The sequence below is a fragment of the Microbacterium sp. Y355 genome (assembly GCF_059445345.1).
In genome coordinates this window covers 3,475,605-3,494,511 of sequence record NZ_JCAIUD010000001.1, presented here as the reverse complement: position 1 = coordinate 3,494,511, position 18,907 = coordinate 3,475,605, and the positions used below count along the sequence as shown (strand labels likewise).

Here is an 18,907-nt window from a genome sequence, read left to right as displayed (position 1 = left end):
CGACCCCTCTCTGATGTGGTTACTTGACGGTTCCGCCCGCAGCCACGATCTTCTGCTCGGCTGAACCCGAGACCTTATCGACCGTAACGGTGAGCTTCACGGCGATGTCGCCGTCTCCGAGAACCTTGACCTTCTCGTTCTTGCGAACAGCACCCTTGGCGACCAAGTCGACGATGGTGACGTCCCCACCCGAGGGGTACAGTTCCGCGAGCTTTTCCAGGTTCACAACCTGGTATTCGACGCGGAACGGGTTCTTGAACCCACGCAGCTTCGGGGTGCGCATGTGCAGAGGCATCTGCCCACCCTCAAAGCCGACGCGAACTGTGTTGCGAGCCCTGGTGCCCTTGGTGCCACGACCTGCGGTCTTACCCTTGGAGCCCTCACCGCGACCGACACGTGTCTTCGCAGTGTTGGCGCCGGGGACCGGACGCAGGTGGTGGACCTTGAGCACACCGGGGCGGGATGCCGGAGCATCCGCCTTCGGAGCAGCCTTCTTGGCAGCCGGCTTCTTAGCAGCTGTCGAAGTGGCGGCGGACTTGTCCGCTGCCTTGGCCGGAGCCTTCTTCGCGGCAGCAGCCTTGGGAGCGGCAGCCTTCTTCGGGGCCTTCTCAGCCTCGACGGTGTCGTTCTTCTCAGCCATTAGTCGATCTCCTCAACCTGGACGAGGTGTGCGACGGTCTTGACGTAGCCGCGCACCTGCGCGTCGTCGGGGCGGACGGTGCTGTCGCCGATCCGCTTAAGACCGAGGCTGCGCAGCGTGTCACGCTGGTTCTGCTTCTCGCTCACCTTGGACTTGATCTGGGTCACCTTCAGACGGGAGGCCATCAGGCACCTACCTTCGCAGCAGCCGCAGCAGCGGCCTTTGCCTCGTTACGGAGGATGATGTCCGGAACAACATCGTCGTACGCAAGGCCACGGCGAGCCGCGACTGCACGAGGCTCTTCGAGGCTCTTGAGCGCCGCGACGGTCGCGTGCACGATGTTGATCGTGTTCGACGAGCCGAGCGACTTCGAGAGGACATCGTGGATGCCAGCGCACTCGAGTACGGCGCGAACCGGACCACCGGCGATAACACCGGTACCGGCAGCAGCCGGACGCAGCAGAACAACGCCAGCTGCGGCCTCGCCCTGCACCGGGTGCGGAACCGTGGTGCCGACGCGGGGCACGCGGAAGAAGTTCCGCTTGGCGTCGTCGACACCCTTGGAGATAGCCAGGGGCACCTCACGGGCCTTGCCATAACCAACGCCGACCAGACCGTTGCCGTCACCGACGACCACGAGAGCGGTGAAGCTGAAGCGACGACCACCCTTCACGACCTTCGAGACGCGGTTGATGGTGACAACGCGCTCCAGGAACTGGTTGTCGCCACGGTCACGCGAGTTGCGGTCGCGGCCACCCTGGTTGCGGCCATCGCCACGACCGCCGCCACGGCGGCCTTCGCGAGCGGGCTCTGCCTGGGTCGTGCCGGCAGCCGTCTCGGAAACGACAGCGGCCGTCTCGGGAGCGGCAGCAGCCGTTTCGGGAGCGGCAGTAGCCGTTTCGGTCACTTCTTTCTCCTTGTTGTCACTCACAGTGCCAGCCCTCCTTCGCGGGCGCCGTCTGCGATGGCCGCAACGCGACCTGCATAACGGTTGCCACCGCGGTCGAAGACGACCTCGGAGAAGCCAGCAGCCTTCGCGCGGTCAGCGAGAAGCTCGCCGACCTTGCGGGCCTTGGCGGTCTTGTCACCGTCGAACGAGCGCAGCTCGGTCTCGAGCGTGGATGCAGATGCAACCGTGATGCCCTTGCTGTCATCGACCAACTGGACGAAGACGTGGCGGGCTGAACGGTTGACGACCAGACGCGGACGCGCTTCGGTTCCGACGATCTTCTTGCGAAGGCGAAGGTGACGACGCGCGCGGGCGTCAGACTTTGTCTTGAGAGCCATGGTTACTTACCACTCTTTCCGGCCTTGCGACGCACGATCTCGCCGGCGTAGCGCACGCCCTTGCCCTTGTACGGCTCGGGCTTGCGGATCTTGCGGATGTTGGCAGCTGCCTCACCGACAGCCTGCTTGTCGATACCACTCACGACGACCTTGTTGTTGCCTTCGACCGTGAAAGTGATGCCGGCGGGCGGTTCAACCAGGACCGGGTGCGAGAAGCCAAGCGCAAACTCAACCGAGCTGCCCTTCTGCTGCACGCGGTAACCCGTACCAACGACCTCGAGGCCCTTGGTGTATCCCTGTGTCACGCCGATGATGTTGTTGTTGATGAGCGTGCGGGTCAGGCCGTGAAGCGACCGCGACTCGCGCTCGTCGTCGGGACGGGAGACAACCACCTGGTTGTCCTCGACCGCGACCTCGATGGGGCTGGCCAGGCTAAGGGTGAGTTCACCCTTCGGGCCCTTCACCGAAACCGCACGGTGGTCGACCGCAATGGTCACGCCCGCGGGAATCTCGATGGGAAGTCGTCCAATACGCGACATATCGAATTACCACACGTAGGCGAGAACTTCTCCGCCTACGCCCTTCTTGTCAGCCTGACGGTCCGTGAGGAGTCCGGAGGAAGTGGACAGGATGGCCACGCCAAGGCCGCCGAGGACCGTGGGGAGCTCCGTGGACTTCGCGTAAACGCGCAGTCCAGGCTTCGATACGCGCTTGATGCCCACGATCGAACGCTCGCGGTTGGGGCCGTACTTCAGCGTGATGGTCAGGTTTTCGCCGACGCGTGCGTCGGTGACCTCGTAGCTGGCGATGAAGCCTTGCTCCTTGAGGATCTGAGCGATGTGCGTCTTCAGCTTGCTCGACGGCAGGGACACGGAATCGTGGTGTGCCGAGTTCGCGTTGCGCAGACGGGTCAGCATGTCTGCGACCGGGTCTGTCATTGTCATGTTTGTTTTCCTTTGTTCACGAGGTTTCGGCTGTCGTTACACGACAGACGACCTGCTATGAGTGTGCAATCTTCAATTGTAAGCGCACACGAGACCCCCGCCCGACGGGCGGGGGTCAGAGTGTTACGCCTTGGCGTCTTCCGACTTAAACGGGAAGCCGAGGTGACGCAGAAGCGCACGACCCTCGTCATCCGTCTTTGCCGTGGTGACGACGGTGATGTCGAATCCGCGTACGCGATCGATCTTGTCCTGATCGATCTCGTGGAACACGCTCTGCTCCTGGATGCCGAAGGTGTAGTTGCCGTGACCGTCGAACTGCAGACCCGAAAGACCGCGGAAGTCGCGGATACGGGGCAGTGCGAGCGAGACGAGGCGGTCGATGAACTCCCACGCACGGTCTCCACGGAGGGTGACGTGTGCGCCGATGGCCTGACCTTCACGCAGCTTGAACTGCGCGATCGACTTGCGTGCCTTCGTGACGATCGGCTTCTGGCCGGTGATCTTTGTCAGATCCTCGACCGCGCCATCGATCACCTTGCTGTCACGGGCCGCTTCACCGACACCGGTGTTGACGACGACCTTGACGAGACCAGGGATCTGCATCACGTTGGTGTAGCCGAATTCTTCCTGCAGCTTCTGCTGGATTTCGGCCTTGTACTTCTGCTTCAGGCGCGGCTGGATCTTGCCAGCCGGCGCAGCAGTCTCGGTGCTCATCAGAGGTCCTTACCTGACTTCTTCGCATACCGCACACGGACGGTGCGCTTGACGCCATCCTTGGTCTGCTCCTCGACCCGGTGACCGACGCGAGTCGGCTGCTTGGTCGAAGGGTCAACGAGTGCGACGTTCGAGATGTGGATGGGGGCTTCGATGGTCTCGATGCCGCCCGTCTTGGTGCCACGCTGCGTCTGGCCGACGCGGGTGTGCTTGGTGACGTAGTTCACGCCTTCGACGATGACGCGGTTCTTCTCGGAGAAGATCTCGAGGATCTTGCCCTGCTTGCCCCGGTCGCCGCCCTTTTCCTGCTTGCGGCCTGTCATGACCTGAACCAGGTCACCCTTTTTGATGTTCGCCATGATCAAATAACCTCCGGCGCGAGCGAGACGATCTTCATGAACTTCTTGTCACGAAGTTCGCGGCAGACCGGTCCGAAGATGCGGGTGCCGCGGGGCTCCCCGTCAGTCTTCAGAAGGACCGCAGCGTTCTCATCGAACTTGATGTAGGAGCCGTCTGAACGACGAACTTCCTTCTTGGTACGGACGATAACCGCCTTGACGACGTCGCCCTTCTTGACGTTTCCGCCCGGGATCGCGTCCTTGACCGTGGCCACGATGGTGTCACCCAGACCTGCGTAACGGCGGCGTGAGCCACCGAGAACGCGGATCGTGAGGAGTTCCTTCGCACCGGTGTTGTCGGCGACCTTGACGCGGGATTCTTGCTGAATCACTATTGCTCCTTAAGTAAGCCGGAGGCTTACTTGGCCTTCTCGACGATTTCGACCAGACGCCAGCGCTTCGTGGCGCTGAGCGGACGAGTCTCGCTGATGACAACGAGGTCGCCAATGCCCGCCGAGTTGGTCTCGTCGTGCACCTTGCGCTTCTCGGTACGGCGGATGACCTTGCCGTACAGAGGGTGCTTCACGCGGTCTTCGACCTCAACGACGATGGTCTTATCCATCTTGTCGCTGACGACGTACCCACGCTGCGTCTTGCGGTAACCGCGAGCGTTCTCATCGCGCACATCGTGCGAGACGGGAGCTTCCGCTTCCTTCTTGGTGGCCATTACTCAGCCTTCCCTTCGGCGTCAGCCGAGGCATCCTCGGTCTTCTTCGCCTTCGACTTGGACGCCTTCTTGGCCGGCACCTCGACCGGAGCAGGCGTCGCACGGATGCCCAGCTCACGTTCGCGGATCACGGTGTACAGGCGTGCGATGTCGCGCTTTACGGCGCGGATGCGGCCGTGGCTTTCCAGCTGGCCGGTGGCCGACTGGAAACGGAGGTTGAAAAGCTCCTCCTTGGCCTTACGCAGCTCCTCAACGAGGCGCTGGTCTTCAAATGTATCGAGCTCCGTCGGAGCGAGCTCTTTGGTTCCGATCGCCATTACGCGTCGCCCTCCTCGCGCTTGATGATTCGTGCCTTGAGCGGCAGCTTGTGAATTGCTCGGGTCAGGGCCTCGCGAGCGAGTTCCTCAGTGACACCGGCGACCTCGAAGAGGACGCGGCCCGGCTTGACGTTCGAGACCCACCACTCGGGCGAACCCTTACCGGAACCCATGCGGGTTTCAGCAGGCTTCTTCGTGAGCGGACGGTCAGGGTAGATGTTGATCCACACCTTTCCACCACGCTTGATGTGACGGGTAACCGCGATACGAGCTGCCTCGATCTGACGGTTGGTCACATAAGCGGGCGTAAGAGCCTGGATGCCATATTCGCCGAAGGAGACCTTCGTGCCACCAGTAGCCTGACCCGAGCGACCCGGGTGATGCTGCTTGCGGAACTTGACCTTACGGGGGATGAGCATTATGCCGACGCTCCTTCTGAAACAGGTGCGTCGTTACGCGGCGCACGGCGACGATCTCCACCACGGTCATCGCGACCGCGCGGGGACTTCGGTGCGTTGGCCTGCTCGCGAGCAAGTTCCTTCGCGGTGAGGTCACCCTTGTAGATCCAGACCTTCACGCCGATGCGGCCGAAGGTGGTCTTTGCCTCGTAGAAGCCGTAGTCGATGTTCGCGCGCAGGGTGTGCAGCGGCACACGGCCTTCGCGGTAGAACTCCGAACGGCTCATCTCGGCGCCGCCGAGGCGGCCGGAGACCTGGATACGAATACCCTTGACGGTCGAGGTGCGCTGTGCACCCTGAAGACCCTTGCGCATCGCACGACGGAACGCCACGCGAGCAGAAAGCTGCTCGGCGATGCCCTGTGCGACGAGCTGAGCGTCAGCCTCCGGGTTCTTGACCTCGAGGATGTTCAGCTGGATCTGCTTGCCCGAGAGCTTCTCGAGGTCGCCGCGAATGCGCTCGGCCTCGGCGCCACGACGACCGATCACAATGCCCGGACGGGCGGTGTGAATGTCGACGCGGACGCGGTCACGGGTGCGCTCGATCTCGATGTTCGAGACACCGGCACGATCGAGCTGCGTCTTCAGCAGGTTACGGATCTTGATGTCCTCGGCGACGTAGTCGGCGTAACGCTGGCCCGGCTTCGTTGAGTCCGAGAACCAACGTGACACGTGGTCCGTAGTGATTCCGAGGCGGAAGCCGTACGGGTTTACCTTCTGTCCCATTACTTGCTCGCCTTCTTCTTGCTGTCGCCCTCGGCTGCGGTAGCAACCGTCGGGGTCGAGAGCACGACCGTGATGTGGCTCGTGCGCTTCTTGATCTGGAAAGCGCGACCCTGTGCACGGGGGCGGAAACGCTTGAGCGTCGTGCCCTCGTCTACGTACGTGTTAACCACATACAGGTCGGCCGCGTCGAGGTACTCGCCGTCACGATCTGCCTTCACCTGTGCGTTGGCCATGGCCGACGCGACAAGCTTGTAGATCGGCTCGCTGGCGCTCTGCGCCGCGAACTTCAGGATCGCGAGGGCCTCTTCGGCCTGCTTTCCCTTGATGAGCGCGACGACACGACGAGCCTTCTGAGGGGTCACGCGGATGTGTCGCACGCGTGCGATGGACTCCACCATTTCTCTCTCCTCTATCGTCCCCGCGTTAGCGGCGACGGCCCTTCTTGTCGTCCTTCTCGTGGCCGCGGAAGGTGCGGGTGGGCGAGAACTCGCCCAGTTTGTGACCGACCATGGTCTCGGTGACAAACACGGGGATGTGCTTGCGACCGTCGTGGACCGCGATCGTGTGACCCAGCATGGCCGGGATGATCATGGACCGACGTGACCAGGTCTTGATGACGTTCTTGGAACCAGCTTCGTTCTGCACGACAACCTTGCGAAGCAGGTGCTCGTCGACGAAGGGGCCCTTCTTGAGACTCCGTGGCATCTTCTCTACTCCTACTTACGCTTCTTAGACGCGGTGCGACGACGAACGATGTACTTGTCGCTTTCCTTGTTGGCGTGACGGGTACGACCCTCTGCCTGACCCCAAGGGGAGACAGGGTGACGTCCACCGGAGGTCTTACCCTCACCACCACCGTGCGGGTGATCAACCGGGTTCATGGCGACACCACGGACGGTCGGGCGGATGCCCTTCCAGCGGTTACGGCCAGCCTTGCCCCAGTTGATGTTCGACTGCTCGGCGTTGCCGACCTCGCCGATCGTTGCGCGGCAGCGTGCGTCGACGTTGCGGATTTCACCCGACGGCAGACGGAGCTGCGCGTAGATGCCTTCCTTGGCGACGAGACGAACGGATGCACCGGCAGAACGAGCCATCTTGGCACCGCCACCGGGACGAAGTTCGATCCCGTGGATCACCGTTCCGGTCGGGATGTTCTTCAGCGGGAGGTTGTTACCCGGCTTGATGTCAGCGCCCGAGCCCGACTCGAGGATGTCGCCCTGCTTCAGCTTGTTCGGCGCGATGATGTAGCGCTTCTCGCCGTCGAAGTAGTGCAGCAGTGCGATGCGTGCGGTGCGGTTGGGGTCGTACTCGATGTGAGCGACCTTGGCGTTGACGCCGTCCTTGTCATTGCGCTTGAAGTCAATGACACGGTACTGGCGCTTGTGGCCACCACCGATGTGACGGGTCGTGATGCGGCCCTGGTTGTTACGACCACCGGTCTTCGACAGTGGGCGCAGCAGCGACTTCTCAGGCGTCGATCGTGTGATCTCGGCGAAGTCAGCCACCGACGAACCACGGCGACCCGGGGTCGTGGGCTTGTACTTGCGAATAGCCATTATTGTCCTTATCCCCCGGATCAGCCGATTGCCGTGAAGATGTCGATGGTGCCCGCCTTGAGGGTCACGATGGCGCGCTTGGTGTCCTTGCGCTTTCCCGTGCCGAAGCGGGTGCGACGGGTCTTGCCGACGCGGTTGATCGTGTTGACACCCGCAACCTTGACGCCGAAGATCTTCTCGATAGCGAGCTTGATCTCAGTCTTCGTAGCACGCGGGTCGACGAGGAAGGTGTACTTGCCTTCGTCGATCAGCGTGTAGCTCTTCTCAGAGACGACCGGCTTCAGGATGATGTCGCGGGGGTCCTTGTTGAACGCCGGCTGGAGGGCGTTTGCCTGCTCGGTCATGCCGAGACCTCCTCGGTTGTACCGGTCTTCGAGGCGATGAAGCCCTCGAGTGCGGCCTGGATGAAGACGATGTCGTCAGAGACGAGAACGTCATACGCGTTGAGCTGGTCGTACGTGATGACGTGCACGTGGTCAAGGTTGCGAATGCTCTTGATCGTGGTGCTGTCATCGCGGGCGATCACGATGAGGACGCGCTTCGACGTGACGACCGTCGCGAGGAACTTCGCGGCGTTCTTGGTCGAAGGAGCCCCGTCGACGCCGAACGACTCGATGACGTGCAGGCGGTCACCGCGGAAGCGGTCGCTGAGCGAACCCCGGAGGGCTGCGGCGATCATCTTCTTGGGAGTGCGCTGCGAGTAGTCACGAGGCTTCGGGCCGTGGACAATGCCACCACCGGTCATGTGCGGCGCGCGGATAGAACCCTGACGGGCGTTACCCGTGCCCTTCTGCTTGAAGGGCTTGCGGCCTGCACCGGAGACTTCACCGCGACGCTTGGTCGAGTGGGTTCCCTGGCGAGCTGCCGCGAGCTGCGCGACGACGACCTGGTGGATCAGCGGAATGTTCGTCTTGACGTCGAAGATCGAGGCAGGCAGCTCGATGGAGCCAGCCTTCTTGCCGTCGGCCTTGAGAACGTCGAGCGCGAGAGTCGAGTCAGCCATGTTCAGGCACCCTTCACTGCGTTGCGGACGTAGACGAGGCGGCCACGAGCACCGGGGACGGCGCCCTTGACGAGCATGAGTCCCTTCTCGGCGTCGATGGCGTGCACCGTCAGGTTGAGGACGGTCACGCGCTCGCCACCCATACGGCCGGCCATGCGCATGCCCTTGAAAACGCGGCTCGGAGTCGACGATGCGCCGATGGAGCCGGGCTTGCGGTGGTTGCGGTGTGCACCATGGGATGCCGGGGCACCCTTGAAGTTGTGACGCTTCATGACACCGGCGAAGCCCTTGCCCTTGCTGGTGCCGACAACGTCGACCAGCTGGCCTGCTTCGAACACACCGTCAACGGTGAGCTCCTGACCAAGCGAGTAGTCAGCAGCATCCGCAGTGCGGATCTCGGTGACGTGGCGGCGCGGCGTGACGCCGGCAGCCTCGAAGTGAGCCGTAAGGGGCTGGTTTACCTTGCGCGGGTCGATCTGACCAGCCGCGATCTGAACGGCGTTGTAGCCGTCCTTCTCGGGGGTACGGATCTGAGTGACCACGTTGGGTGCCAGCTCGATGACGGTGACGGGGACGAGCTTGCCGTCCGCGTTCCACACCTGGGTCATACCGAGCTTGGTGCCCAGCAGTCCCTTGGAAATCTTTGAGTTGATGTCAACCATGCCGAGCCTCAGAGCTTGATCTCGATGTTGACATCGGCCGGAAGGTCGAGCCGCATCAGCGAGTCGACAGCCTTGGGCGTCGGGTCAACGATGTCGATCAGACGCTTGTGGGTGCGCATCTCGAAGTGCTCGCGGCTGTCCTTGTACTTGTGGGGCGACCGGATAACGCACACGACGTTCTTCTCGGTCGGAAGCGGCACGGGGCCGACGACTGTCGCGCCCGCACGGGTCACGGTGTCGACGATCTTGCGCGCCGACGAGTCGATGACCTCATGGTCATACGACTTCAGGCGAATGCGGATTTTCTGTCCCGCCATTGTCTGTTCACTCTCTATAAGGCGTCTTACCGGCCTGGACCGGGTGATCCAGGGGCATTGGACGCACGACGACGCTGTTCGCGCCTCGGCACCACTGTTCTTCTGTCAGCCCGCGCGTCTTTCGACGCACGGCAGAGCCTCCGTGAGGAGGTGGTTGCAGTTCTGCCACCCGCGGCCTAGAACCCTGCGCCTAATCTCCAAGGAGATGACGCCGCCTATGCACTGCCATGATGGTGATCCGTTGGGCACAAATAGTGCACCAGCAGAATGTGGAACCTGTCTATTCTGCCAGCCATATTTGACTTACGCAAACCCGGGCGTGTCGCGCGGCGATTCCTGTCGCCGCAAGGGGTGGACGGTGGAGCGAGACATCCCCATGCCTCGCCCCACCTTGGGGAGTGTGTTCAGTGCGAGGGGGCACACCGAACACGAGGATGCGAGCGTGAAGGGACGCCCGAATCCTCGTCGAAGGCATGGCGGATCAGTTGCCGCGCAGGCGCGGCAGAGCACGGGTGCCGAGACGGCACACTTCGCACGATGATCCCCAAAATCGTTCCCCAGTATTAAGCACGGCCCCAGCCGTGCAGTGCAGTTCGCCGAACCCCTTCGACGAACCCGGCCGCAAGATCCCCAGGCGGCTCAGGCCATATTACATGGAAGAGGCGACGCACCGAAGTGCATCGCCTCTTCTTGTGGAAAGCTTTTACTCGTTGCCGACGGCCTTGTCGGCGCCGTCGCGAATCTCGTCGATCTTGTCAGCTGCGCCGGGGGCGATCTTCTTGGCGAAGTCGGCGACGCCGTCGAGGACCTTGTCGCTCACGTCCTCGGCCTGCTCGCTCTTGACGACCTCTTCGATCTTGTCCTTGTTCTGCTCGAACACGCTCTTGCCCTTGTTGACGATGTCATCGATACCCATGCGGGTCCCCCTCAGATGGTCGTAACGCCGACAGCCTCTGCCGGCACCCTTATTCTGCCTCTCGCGTCGCCGGAGGGGAAGAGCCGCGACAGAGATTTCAGCGGACGCGTCAGTGCGCAGACGCACCCGGCGCGACAACCGCGCGCACGGTGCGGAACAGAATGATGATGTCTTGAGTAAGCGACCAGTTCTCGACGTAGTAGAGGTCGAGGCGAATCGTCTCTTCCCACGACAGGGTGGAGCGACCGCTCACCTGCCAGAGGCCACTCATGCCGGGCTTCACGAGCAGGCGCCGGTAGGCGATGTCGTCGTAGAGCGCCACTTCGGAGTCGCGCTGCGGGCGCGGACCGACCAGACTCATCTCGCCACGGAGCACGTTGATGAGCTGCGGCAGCTCGTCAATGGAGTGCTTACGCAGGAATCGGCCGACCTTGGTGATGCGAGGATCGTCGGTCACCTTGAACAGCGGCGTGTCACTGTTGCCCTGCAGGTCAAGCAGGCTGGCGAGCTGGTCGTCGGCGTTGGCCACCATCGAGCGGAACTTGCGCATGCCGAACGGGCGACCACCGCGGCCGACGCGCTCTTGGTGGTAGAAGATCTTGCCTGGTCCGTCGATGCGGATCGCGATCGCCGTGGCGAGGAACGCCGGTGACAGCATGAGCAACAACAGAGACGAGCCGACGAGGTCGAATGCGCGCTTGAGGAAGCGCTTGGCGCCTTCCATGCGCGGGAAGTCGACGTGCACGAGCGGGAGACCCGCAACCGGGGTGGCGTGCAAACGCGGCCCGGCAATGTCGGTGAGCGCAGGTGCCATGATCAGTTGGATGTCACGATCTGAGACCGCGTAGCCGAGGCGGCGCATGGTTTCTGGGTCGAGGTCGTCCGAACCGACGATGATGAGTGCATCGATGTTCGCGTCGTCAAGGGCGCGCTCTGCGTGAGCGAAGTCGCCGAGGACGTCCAAATCAGGGATGCCTTCTGAGGGCACCCCGTTGGTAATGACGCCGACGATCGTGTAGCCGCTGCCCGAGGTGCGCCTGATCTGCTTGGCGACGTGCTTGACCTTCGAGGGCTCACCGATGAGCACTGCACGATGAAGGTAGAACCCCTTCTTCTGCCTGCGCCGCAGCCACTGGCGCCAGAGCCAGCGCGAGAGGATGAGCATCAGCAGCCCGACCGGGAAGATCACCGCGACGAGCAAACGGGAGAGATTCATCCCGAGGAAGAATGCGAGAGCGACGGTGATCGCGAAGACGGCAATAGAGGCATCCGCAATGCGGCGGTATTCCATGATGCCCTGGCCGACCATGTGTCGGTCGCGGCTGTCGGTCGCGTCGAGGCCGAGCAGCCAGAGTACGCCGATGATCACCAGCGCCGCCCCGTAGGAGAGCCGCGGCCCACCCGACCACGAGACCGCCGAGTAGATGCCAGGGCTTACCAGCAGCCATCCCCCGACCAGGGTGATGATCAGCACCAGGAGGTCACTGTAGAAGAGTCGGCTCGCGTAGCGTCGAGGCCATGCCCCGCGCCGCGGGCGAACGGCCGGCATCCCTGCCGTGCTTTCCACCTGTTCAGCCCCCGCAGTGTGCGTCTGCACAGTATCTACAACTATGCAGATCACCCCCTCGTCCGATCGCCTCTGATCGCGCTGGGATTTGTTCACCAGCGTCGACACAGAACCGGAGTTATTCTAACCCACTCGGAACCTACCCACAGATGGGCACGTCTGCCCGATTCAGCTGGCGCAGCCGTCGGTGACCTTGGGCGTCGCGCCGTTGATCATCGGGTTCGTCTGCACCGCGAGCGGGCCGAACTCGCCCTGGCCGGTGAACGTCGCGTTCACGCTCACCTGCTGACCGGGGTTGAACCACGCTTCGAACGCCACCACCGGGCGGCCGAGATCGTCGATGTCGCGGGCCATCACTGAGGCTTCCTCGCCGTTTACGGTGGCGTCCGCCAGCGTGGTTCCTGGAGGGCCGTAGACGAAGATCCAGTCGCGGAAAGTCGTGCCGTAGGTCATGCTCTGCACGTAGCGGGGCAAGTCGTCTGCCTGCTGCTGAGAGATCGGCAGCGAGATCGATGCATCCACGGTGAAGGTGCCGTTGTCTGCTTCACAGACTGCACTCGCCGACACAGCTGTCTCGGTGTGGTAATCGATTTTCGAGCCGTTGCTGTTGTTGAAGAACACGCCAATCGTGGTGCTGTCGACGTTGTCTGTCGGCAGGATGCCACTGACCCGCGAGCCCGCGATTGCTTCGGTGATGGCTTCGTCATCGCTCCAGACGAGGATGCTTCCCTTTGAGGCGCTCTCGTTGATCGCCCACACCATGTCTTTGATGTTGAAGCTGCCCGTTGCAACCTTGTCGAAGACGGCGCCGGCCGCCGCCGCGAAGAAACCGTCTACGAGATCGGGGTACTTGTAGCTGTCCCACCGCTCGTAGACCTCACTCAGCAGCAACGACACTGCATTGTCAGAGCTGAGTGTGTCTCCGGTCGGCAGTTCGATCGGGCCGGTCGCCACGAGGATGCGCGACAGCGCGAGCGGGTCGATGGAGATGACACCGTCAATCTGGTCGGGTGCGATGTCGCGCTGCCACCAGGCGCGCATGATCTGCGCTGCCGTCGGGAAGTCAGGGCGACTCATGCTGGTGTTGATGTGGTCAACCAGGTAGCTCGTGTACAGGTCGGTCGCGCTCTGCGGAACCTCGACGTCGACGGCAGTGCCGTTCTTATAGCCGCCGCTGTTGCCTTGTGCGCCCATCGAGATCTGACCGTTGTCGACGTGCACGATCGTCTGGGATGCTGCGCTGCCACCGAGAGCAAGCGACTCGGCGTTGTTCTGGAAGACGAGCAGGTAGTTGCGAGGTCCCTCGGCACCGAGGAGCGTGGGCAACAGTTCCATCGCAGGAGCCGCGGCCGCGGTCACCTCAGCGACCTGGCTGACGCCATCCTTGACCAGGCCGATGAGTGCGGGTGACTTCTGAACAGCGGCCGTCTCGTCTGCCAGTTGGCCGACCCGCTCACCCTGAGCCTGAGCCACCGAAAGTAACTCGGGGATGAGCTGTCCGTCAGCAGAACCGAGAACCGGCTTAGCAACGTCGTTCACGAGCACGTCGAGTGACTGTGCGGCCAGGCGCACGGCGCGCAGGTTGTCGCCGGCGAACGGAACCCATTCGAGCACGGCCCAGACCGGGTCAGAAGCTGCGGATGCCGCGGATTCGGCGTGTCCGCTGAGCGCCTCGATCGTCGCCGAGACGTCAGCGCCATCTTGCAGATCGCTGATGAGTTGCTGACTGTCTTCGAGCTCGTTCTTGACGGTCAGAGCACGGAACCCCACCCAGCATGCGGCAAGCAGTAGCGCGATGAGCACGATGGCGATGATCAGCCATGCCGTGCGGCCTCGCTTGCCTCGAGATTCATGACGAGAAACGTCGGACGCGTCGCTCTGAAGAGCCGCAGCTTTGCGAGCATCTTTTCGGGATTGGTGGGGCATGGATGAATTGTATCGATGGCATCCTGAGCCTCACCTGACGCGGTCCCGGCTATGTCACTCCAATTCGGCGGGCTCACCCAGCTTCTTGATAAACACGGGTTGATCGCTCAGCGGCACCGTGACCTGGCCGTCGACCGGCTCGATGACCTGCGTCGCGCCACTCATCGACACGACGCTCAAAGGCACATCACTGGTCACGACGCGTTCAGCGCCACCCCCAGGAGCCCACGCGACGCGAGTTTCTTCATCCCCGTCGCCGAAAACCTTAACTGTCGAAGCCTCGTCGGACTCATCAGCGGTATAAGCAAGTCCACTGATCTGCGAGATCACTAGTGCCTGGGCGAATGCCGCAGGCTTGGGCGAGCGAGCGAGCACATTCGATCGAGGATTGTGTTCGAACAGACCGAAGTTTGCCTCGCCCGCGGCCGGCTCGTTCTTGTCATTGACGAGGTCATACCAGAAGAACTTCTCGGCACCCGCGGCGATTGAAGTCACCTCAGTCCGGATGAGCCATGGCCCCTGTTCCATGATGCCGACGCCACCGGGGTTGTGCGTGGGGTAGCCGAATTCGGTGATCCACACTGGCTTGTCCGCCCCACCCTGCTCTTGCATGTCGGTGTGGGATTGTTCGATGATCGGGCCGAGGCTGTCGGGCGCACGGTCGCGCCAAGCCTCATAGGGGTGGTAGCTGACCGCATCGGTGTAAGCGAGTCCACCGTTCTGCCACAGGCTGATGAACCAATCGCGGTCGTAGTAGGCGGTGGAACCCGCGACGATCGGGAGATCCGGGAACTCTGCATCGACCTGTCGGTGCACCGACTCCAGCAACGGCAGGTAGCAAGTGGCCGACTGGCCACAGGACGCATCGCTCTTGCGATGGTTGAACTCGTTGAAGACTTCGAGGCCGACCACGTCAAAAGTCCGGGCGATCTCACGCGCATACGCGCCGTAGGCTTCGACGGCCTCCGGAGTCGAAGGGGTCCGCTCACTACCGTAGAGCTTGTTGCCGTACGCGACCAGCGCAAGCAATTTCACACCATTAGCATGTAGTTCGCCGAAGCCATCAATGTACTTCTGACTCCAAACGTACTGTCCGCGCGCCTTCTCGTTCCACGACCATGTTACGTCGTTGCGTGCTTCGCTGAAGCCCAGGCTCGCTGCCATCGCACCCGCACCGTCGAAGCCGACACGTTCGACATGGGTAGCGACACCGAAGCGCTCGTCCTGCGGAACGTAGAACTCTTCGGTATCGAGAACCGCGATGTTCGTGGACATCTCGAAGCCGGAGGCATCCCTGAGCGAGAACGCGTAATGCCCCTGCGGCAGACCATCCAGCGGCACAGCGGAGAGCCCGGCCCCGACGGTTGCTGAGCCGACTATCGGGTCGCCACCCGAGGATGAAGTCGCGGACCAGGTCGCGTCACCTTCTGCCACCGAGACGGCCAACGCGGCCGTGTCAGTCGAGAAAATCAGTGAGTCATTGACGATGCCCTGGGGCGTCTGCACCTGTTCGAAGGAGCTGTTGGGGACGAGGTTCTCGCCGCCAGCAGCTGAAATGACCACGTTGTCGATGCCAAAGCCACGGACGGCCGTAGAGATGATGACCTCGAATGCGGCCTCAGCCTGGTCACTGGGTGTCGTGACCGTGAACTCGACCTGCTCCCATTCGGCGTTCAGCTCAGGGAGATCGAAACGAGTGCCGCCCACAGCAAGCTGCACGCCAGAGGCTGCACGGTATTCATCGAGCAGCCTGACAGACGCCGTCAACGTGTATTCAGTGTCTGGCGCAAGTGCGACTGGCGCGCTCGCGGCAATCACACCCGGGTCTTCCACAGGCGCGTCAATTCGCAATGACACGTTGCCTTCGGCAGCAGTGCCGACCTCGGGAAGCACTGCCGAGACCTGTGTACGGGGTGCCAAGTACCATGCATCCGCCGTTACCCGCGCCGCCGCGGTGCGCGGGAGCTCCACCGGGCGCTCCGGGAAATCGGCGTGCACGCCCTCGCGCGGAATCACCTCGACCGGTTCTGCGACCGGAGCCTCAGGAGCCTGATTCATAACGATGGCTGCCGTCGCAACTCCACCGCCGACCAGCACGACAGCAGCGCTGACGAGAATGATGACTGTTTTCTTCGTGAACCGCAGTGCCATGGTGTTCGCAGGCCCCCCTGTGTTACTTCTCTTGAGAAATGGTCAGTGGTGACTGTTACGGCCGACCCATGCCGAAGTAGGTCCATCCGGCCGCGCGCCAAGCCGCTGCATCCAAGCAGTTCCGTCCGTCGACGACGACCTTCGCGTTGACGAGAGCTGCTGCGTGCTCGGGCGTGAGCTGGCGGCGATATTCGTCCCACTCTGTGACGACGACCACGGTCTCTGCGCCTCGAAGCGCTTCGTCCAGATCGGCCGAGTACTCGAGTTGTGGGTGCACGCGACGAGCATTCTCGATCGCAGCAGGATCAGTCACGACAACGTTCGCTCCCAGCCCATGCAGCCGTACGGCGACGTCCAGCGCGGGCGAGTCACGGATGTCATCCGAGTGAGGCTTGAAGGCTGCGCCGAGCACAGCGATCTTCTTCTCGAAGACTGAGCCGCCAGCAGCAGCGACGACCAGTTCAACGGCACGATCACGACGACGCAGGTTGATCGCGTCTACCTCGCGAAGGAAGCCGACCGCTTCACCCTTGCCGAGTTCCTCAGCGCGAGCGGCGAATGCACGAATGTCCTTCGGAAGGCATCCCCCGCCGAACCCGATGCCGGCCCCGAGGAAGCGCCGTCCGATCCGCGCGTCGTAGCCGATTGCATCCGCAAGCTGGGTGACGTCTGCGCCGACGACCTCAGAAATCTCGGCCATCGCATTGATGAACGAGATCTTGGTCGCCAGGAACGCATTTGCTGCAACCTTAACAAGCTCGGCGGTGGCGTAGTCGGTCACGATGAATGGGGTGCCCGTAGCAACGGCCGGCGCATAGACTTCGCGCAGAATGTCGGCGGCACGCTCTCCCTCTGTGGACGGCGTGCCCTGCACAGAACCGTCCGCACCGTCGGAGACGGGCACTCCTACAACAAGCCGGTCTGGCTCAATCGTGTCTTTGACAGCCCAACCTTCGCGCAGGAACTCAGGGTTCCAGACGAGCGTCGCCCCGCTGCCGTCGATCTTGTCAGCTAGGCGCGCGGCGGTGCCCACTGGAACCGTGGACTTGCCGGCGATAAGATCACCGGGCTTCAGCACGGTGAGCAGTGAGTCAACGGCGGCATCCACGTAGGTCATATCGGCGGCGTTGCCGCCCTTCTGCTGAGGAGTGCCGACACCGATGAAGTGGACGGTAGCGTCGGCCGCGGCAGCGATGTCGGTCGAGAATGTGAGCCGACCAGTCTTCAGTCCATCGACCAGTAAGTCCTGCAGATCTGGCTCGAAGAACGGTGCGACACCGCTCGCCAATTGTGCGACCTTCCGTTCGTCGACATCGATTCCGACAACTTCGTGCCCGATCGACGCCATCGCTGCTGCGTGCACTGCACCCAGGTAACCGCACCCAACAACTGAAAGTCGCATCTTGCGCCTCCGCTTTCTGTACTGACGATCAACTGTACCGATGCAAAGCTGACGAAACCGTCATACGAGCGCCGCGACTATCCTGAAAGAGTGACTCCACCGCTCCCGTCCAAGACGCCACGCGTCGCACATGTCGATCACACCACCGAGCACGGTGGTGCGGAGCTTGCGTTGCGCCGACTTCTCGACGTAGACGACCGTGGCTGGGACGCCACGCTGGTGATCCCCTCCGGGATCGCGCACGGCGTCTTCGCGAACGGCGGCGAGCGTTTTTCAGTCGTCGCCGTCGGACGCGCACAACCGCCAGGGGCTTCGCAGGCTGGACTCGGTGGGGCCATTCGCGTTGCATCGGAGCTGTTCCGACAGGCATGGAGCATCCGTCGTTCGCGGATCTTCAAGAACGTGGATGTCGTGCACGCGAACTCAACCAGATCTGCCGTGTACGCGGCCCTTGCGCTTTTCGGCAGCAAGACTCCGTTCGTGGTCCACCTCCGTGACCTGATCGAACCGGATTCCATCGGCGCCATCGGATACAAGGCGTTCAAATACGTCGTCGCACCACGAGCCACCCGCTACATCGCAAACTCCGCAGCGACCGCAGCGACGGTCTCCGACCTGCTTCGCTCAGGGCAACAGGTTGACGTCATTGCGAGCTCGATCGGGATCGCACGGGCGGATCACCTGGAGTCCCGGCCTACAGATCGTCCCGTCAGGATCGGCATGGTCGCTCGTCTTGACTCATGGAAAGGGCAGGCCGAGGTGCTTCGCGCCTTCCAGAAGGCAGGTCTGGGCAGGTCTGCGGAGCTGATCTTCTTCGGCGATGCATCATTCGGGAAGGAAGACTACGCGGTCGAACTCAAGGACATCGCAGCGCAAGTGCCCGATGCCGCAGTCACATTCGCCGGTTTCGTCGGCGACGTCCAGGCCGCCATCGACAGCGTGGACATCTGCGTTCAGTATTCGGTGCGTCCTGAGCCGCTCGGCCAGAACGTGCTTCAGTACCTCGCTCGAGGAAAGGCAGTGGTCGCGGCACGCGAAGGCGGTCCGCTCGAATGGGTCAATGATGGCGCCAACGGAATCCTCGTCACTCCGCGAGATGAAGATGCTCTTGCTGCCGCTCTAGAGCGACTCACGAATGATGCAGATCTGCGCACCCGGCTGGGCGAAGCCGCGCTGGAGACGAAGAATCTACCTACCGATGAGTCGGTCGCTCACGCGCATGCGACAGTTTTCAACACCGCGACGGAAGGACGCTGA

26 protein-coding genes are annotated in these 18,907 nt (G+C 62.5%); 1 reads left to right on the top strand and 25 read right to left on the bottom strand.

Annotation, left to right across the window (positions count from 1 at the left end; all coding sequences use genetic code 11):
- Window positions 1-19 precede the first annotated feature (19 nt).
- The 25 genes from rplO to AC1C2O_RS16655 all read right to left on the bottom strand — a co-directional run bounded on the left by rplO (window position 20) and on the right by AC1C2O_RS16655 (window position 17,650).
- The gene (gene rplO, locus AC1C2O_RS16775) at window positions 20-640 is read right to left on the bottom strand and encodes a 50S ribosomal protein L15 (protein WP_495431577.1); all 621 of its coding nucleotides are present in this window, start codon (window positions 638-640) and stop codon (window positions 20-22) included.
- The gene (rpmD, locus tag AC1C2O_RS16770) at window positions 640-825 is read right to left on the bottom strand and encodes a 50S ribosomal protein L30 (protein ID WP_495431576.1); all 186 of its coding nucleotides are present in this window, start codon (window positions 823-825) and stop codon (window positions 640-642) included. The genes rplO and rpmD overlap by 1 nt, the downstream gene beginning before the upstream one ends.
- Window positions 825-1,571 carry a 30S ribosomal protein S5 gene (gene rpsE, locus AC1C2O_RS16765; protein ID WP_495431575.1) on the bottom strand — a complete coding sequence of 249 codons (747 nt, stop codon included), beginning with the start codon at window positions 1,569-1,571 and terminating at the stop codon, window positions 825-827. The genes rpmD and rpsE overlap by 1 nt, the downstream gene beginning before the upstream one ends.
- Entirely contained in the window at window positions 1,568-1,927 is a 360-nt protein-coding gene (gene rplR, locus AC1C2O_RS16760) for a 50S ribosomal protein L18 (protein WP_495431574.1), read from the bottom strand. The genes rpsE and rplR overlap by 4 nt, the downstream gene beginning before the upstream one ends.
- A 2-nt stretch (window positions 1,928-1,929) precedes the next feature.
- Window positions 1,930-2,466, bottom strand: coding sequence for a 50S ribosomal protein L6 (gene rplF / locus AC1C2O_RS16755; protein WP_495431573.1), 537 nt, complete (start codon window positions 2,464-2,466; stop codon window positions 1,930-1,932).
- A 6-nt stretch (window positions 2,467-2,472) separates the two neighbouring features.
- Complete coding sequence (rpsH, locus tag AC1C2O_RS16750; RefSeq protein ID WP_495431572.1) at window positions 2,473-2,871, bottom strand: 30S ribosomal protein S8; 399 nt, start codon at window positions 2,869-2,871, stop codon at window positions 2,473-2,475.
- Window positions 2,872-2,994: 123 nt separating this feature from the next.
- Window positions 2,995-3,585, bottom strand: a complete 591-nt coding sequence (gene rplE / locus AC1C2O_RS16745) for a 50S ribosomal protein L5 (RefSeq protein ID WP_495431571.1) — start codon at window positions 3,583-3,585, stop codon at window positions 2,995-2,997.
- On the bottom strand, window positions 3,585-3,944 hold the full coding sequence (gene rplX, locus AC1C2O_RS16740) for a 50S ribosomal protein L24 (RefSeq protein WP_495431570.1): 360 nt from the start codon (window positions 3,942-3,944) through the stop codon (window positions 3,585-3,587). The genes rplE and rplX overlap by 1 nt, the downstream gene beginning before the upstream one ends.
- 2 nt (window positions 3,945-3,946) lie before the next feature.
- Window positions 3,947-4,315: a 50S ribosomal protein L14 gene (rplN, locus tag AC1C2O_RS16735; protein WP_495431569.1), complete on the bottom strand. Its 369-nt coding sequence runs from the start codon at window positions 4,313-4,315 to the stop codon at window positions 3,947-3,949.
- Between the two features lie 26 nt (window positions 4,316-4,341).
- Entirely contained in the window at window positions 4,342-4,650 is a 309-nt protein-coding gene (gene rpsQ, locus AC1C2O_RS16730; protein ID WP_036324786.1) for a 30S ribosomal protein S17, read from the bottom strand.
- Entirely contained in the window at window positions 4,650-4,967 is a 318-nt protein-coding gene (rpmC, locus tag AC1C2O_RS16725; protein WP_495431568.1) for a 50S ribosomal protein L29, read from the bottom strand. Before rpmC ends, rpsQ begins: the two co-directional genes overlap by 1 nt.
- Window positions 4,967-5,386 (bottom strand): 50S ribosomal protein L16, encoded by a 420-nt coding sequence (gene rplP / locus AC1C2O_RS16720; protein WP_495431567.1) that lies wholly within the window; start codon window positions 5,384-5,386, stop codon window positions 4,967-4,969. The genes rpmC and rplP overlap by 1 nt, the downstream gene beginning before the upstream one ends.
- Window positions 5,386-6,150, bottom strand: a complete 765-nt coding sequence (rpsC, locus tag AC1C2O_RS16715) for a 30S ribosomal protein S3 (protein ID WP_495431566.1) — start codon at window positions 6,148-6,150, stop codon at window positions 5,386-5,388. The genes rplP and rpsC overlap by 1 nt, the downstream gene beginning before the upstream one ends.
- Complete coding sequence (gene rplV, locus AC1C2O_RS16710) at window positions 6,150-6,548, bottom strand: 50S ribosomal protein L22 (protein WP_495431565.1); 399 nt, start codon at window positions 6,546-6,548, stop codon at window positions 6,150-6,152. Before rplV ends, rpsC begins: the two co-directional genes overlap by 1 nt.
- A 25-nt stretch (window positions 6,549-6,573) precedes the next feature.
- Window positions 6,574-6,855: a 30S ribosomal protein S19 gene (gene rpsS, locus AC1C2O_RS16705; RefSeq protein ID WP_439285984.1), complete on the bottom strand. Its 282-nt coding sequence runs from the start codon at window positions 6,853-6,855 to the stop codon at window positions 6,574-6,576.
- An 11-nt stretch (window positions 6,856-6,866) separates the two neighbouring features.
- Window positions 6,867-7,706, bottom strand: coding sequence for a 50S ribosomal protein L2 (gene rplB / locus AC1C2O_RS16700; RefSeq protein ID WP_495431564.1), 840 nt, complete (start codon window positions 7,704-7,706; stop codon window positions 6,867-6,869).
- Window positions 7,707-7,726: 20 nt separating this feature from the next.
- Window positions 7,727-8,050, bottom strand: coding sequence for a 50S ribosomal protein L23 (gene rplW / locus AC1C2O_RS16695; protein WP_495431563.1), 324 nt, complete (start codon window positions 8,048-8,050; stop codon window positions 7,727-7,729).
- A complete protein-coding gene (gene rplD, locus AC1C2O_RS16690) occupies window positions 8,047-8,709 on the bottom strand; it encodes a 50S ribosomal protein L4 (RefSeq protein WP_495431562.1) in 663 nt (220 codons plus the stop codon). The genes rplW and rplD overlap by 4 nt, the downstream gene beginning before the upstream one ends.
- A 2-nt stretch (window positions 8,710-8,711) precedes the next feature.
- Entirely contained in the window at window positions 8,712-9,371 is a 660-nt protein-coding gene (gene rplC / locus AC1C2O_RS16685) for a 50S ribosomal protein L3 (protein WP_495431561.1), read from the bottom strand.
- A gap of 8 nt (window positions 9,372-9,379) precedes the next feature.
- Window positions 9,380-9,688, bottom strand: coding sequence for a 30S ribosomal protein S10 (gene rpsJ / locus AC1C2O_RS16680; protein WP_030147986.1), 309 nt, complete (start codon window positions 9,686-9,688; stop codon window positions 9,380-9,382).
- A 703-nt stretch (window positions 9,689-10,391) separates the two neighbouring features.
- Entirely contained in the window at window positions 10,392-10,604 is a 213-nt protein-coding gene (locus AC1C2O_RS16675) for a hypothetical protein (protein ID WP_495431560.1), read from the bottom strand.
- A gap of 109 nt (window positions 10,605-10,713) precedes the next feature.
- Window positions 10,714-12,078 carry a sugar transferase gene (locus tag AC1C2O_RS16670; RefSeq protein ID WP_495431559.1) on the bottom strand — a complete coding sequence of 455 codons (1,365 nt, stop codon included), beginning with the start codon at window positions 12,076-12,078 and terminating at the stop codon, window positions 10,714-10,716.
- Window positions 12,079-12,339: 261 nt separating this feature from the next.
- Window positions 12,340-14,097 (bottom strand): DUF4012 domain-containing protein, encoded by a 1,758-nt coding sequence (locus AC1C2O_RS16665; protein ID WP_495431558.1) that lies wholly within the window; start codon window positions 14,095-14,097, stop codon window positions 12,340-12,342.
- A 54-nt stretch (window positions 14,098-14,151) separates the two neighbouring features.
- Window positions 14,152-16,248: a glycoside hydrolase 5 family protein gene (locus tag AC1C2O_RS16660; RefSeq protein WP_495431557.1), complete on the bottom strand. Its 2,097-nt coding sequence runs from the start codon at window positions 16,246-16,248 to the stop codon at window positions 14,152-14,154.
- A gap of 55 nt (window positions 16,249-16,303) precedes the next feature.
- Window positions 16,304-17,650: a UDP-glucose dehydrogenase family protein gene (locus AC1C2O_RS16655; protein ID WP_495431556.1), complete on the bottom strand. Its 1,347-nt coding sequence runs from the start codon at window positions 17,648-17,650 to the stop codon at window positions 16,304-16,306.
- Window positions 17,651-17,740: 90 nt separating this feature from the next.
- Here AC1C2O_RS16655 and AC1C2O_RS16650 point away from each other — a divergent pair, with 90 nt between their 5' ends.
- Window positions 17,741-18,907, top strand: coding sequence for a glycosyltransferase family 4 protein (locus AC1C2O_RS16650; protein WP_495431555.1), 1,167 nt, complete (start codon window positions 17,741-17,743; stop codon window positions 18,905-18,907).

Bases quoted from the DNA above. Each gene is read 5' to 3' on its own strand.
- rplO (WP_495431577.1), bottom strand. From the start codon at position 640: ATGGCTGAGAAGAACGACACCGTCGAGGCTGAGAAGGCCCCGAAGAAG.
- rpmD (WP_495431576.1), bottom strand. From the start codon at position 825: ATGGCCTCCCGTCTGAAGGTGACCCAGATCAAGTCCAAGGTGAGCGAG.
- rplR (WP_495431574.1), bottom strand. From the start codon at position 1,927: ATGGCTCTCAAGACAAAGTCTGACGCCCGCGCGCGTCGTCACCTTCGC.
- rplF (WP_495431573.1), bottom strand. From the start codon at position 2,466: ATGTCGCGTATTGGACGACTTCCCATCGAGATTCCCGCGGGCGTGACC.
- rpsH (WP_495431572.1), bottom strand. From the start codon at position 2,871: ATGACAATGACAGACCCGGTCGCAGACATGCTGACCCGTCTGCGCAAC.
- rplE (WP_495431571.1), bottom strand. From the start codon at position 3,585: ATGAGCACCGAGACTGCTGCGCCGGCTGGCAAGATCCAGCCGCGCCTG.
- rplX (WP_495431570.1), bottom strand. From the start codon at position 3,944: ATGGCGAACATCAAAAAGGGTGACCTGGTTCAGGTCATGACAGGCCGC.
- rpsQ (WP_036324786.1), bottom strand. From the start codon at position 4,650: ATGGCCACCAAGAAGGAAGCGGAAGCTCCCGTCTCGCACGATGTGCGC.
- rpmC (WP_495431568.1), bottom strand. From the start codon at position 4,967: ATGGCGATCGGAACCAAAGAGCTCGCTCCGACGGAGCTCGATACATTT.
- rplP (WP_495431567.1), bottom strand. From the start codon at position 5,386: ATGCTCATCCCCCGTAAGGTCAAGTTCCGCAAGCAGCATCACCCGGGT.
- rpsC (WP_495431566.1), bottom strand. From the start codon at position 6,150: ATGGGACAGAAGGTAAACCCGTACGGCTTCCGCCTCGGAATCACTACG.
- rplV (WP_495431565.1), bottom strand. From the start codon at position 6,548: ATGGTGGAGTCCATCGCACGCGTGCGACACATCCGCGTGACCCCTCAG.
- rpsS (WP_439285984.1), bottom strand. From the start codon at position 6,855: ATGCCACGGAGTCTCAAGAAGGGCCCCTTCGTCGACGAGCACCTGCTT.
- rplB (WP_495431564.1), bottom strand. From the start codon at position 7,706: ATGGCTATTCGCAAGTACAAGCCCACGACCCCGGGTCGCCGTGGTTCG.
- rplW (WP_495431563.1), bottom strand. From the start codon at position 8,050: ATGACCGAGCAGGCAAACGCCCTCCAGCCGGCGTTCAACAAGGACCCC.
- rplD (WP_495431562.1), bottom strand. From the start codon at position 8,709: ATGGCTGACTCGACTCTCGCGCTCGACGTTCTCAAGGCCGACGGCAAG.
- rplC (WP_495431561.1), bottom strand. From the start codon at position 9,371: ATGGTTGACATCAACTCAAAGATTTCCAAGGGACTGCTGGGCACCAAG.
- rpsJ (WP_030147986.1), bottom strand. From the start codon at position 9,688: ATGGCGGGACAGAAAATCCGCATTCGCCTGAAGTCGTATGACCATGAG.
- AC1C2O_RS16675 (WP_495431560.1), bottom strand. From the start codon at position 10,604: ATGGGTATCGATGACATCGTCAACAAGGGCAAGAGCGTGTTCGAGCAG.
- AC1C2O_RS16665 (WP_495431558.1), bottom strand. From the start codon at position 14,097: ATGCCCCACCAATCCCGAAAAGATGCTCGCAAAGCTGCGGCTCTTCAG.
- AC1C2O_RS16660 (WP_495431557.1), bottom strand. From the start codon at position 16,248: ATGGCACTGCGGTTCACGAAGAAAACAGTCATCATTCTCGTCAGCGCT.
- AC1C2O_RS16655 (WP_495431556.1), bottom strand. From the start codon at position 17,650: ATGCGACTTTCAGTTGTTGGGTGCGGTTACCTGGGTGCAGTGCACGCA.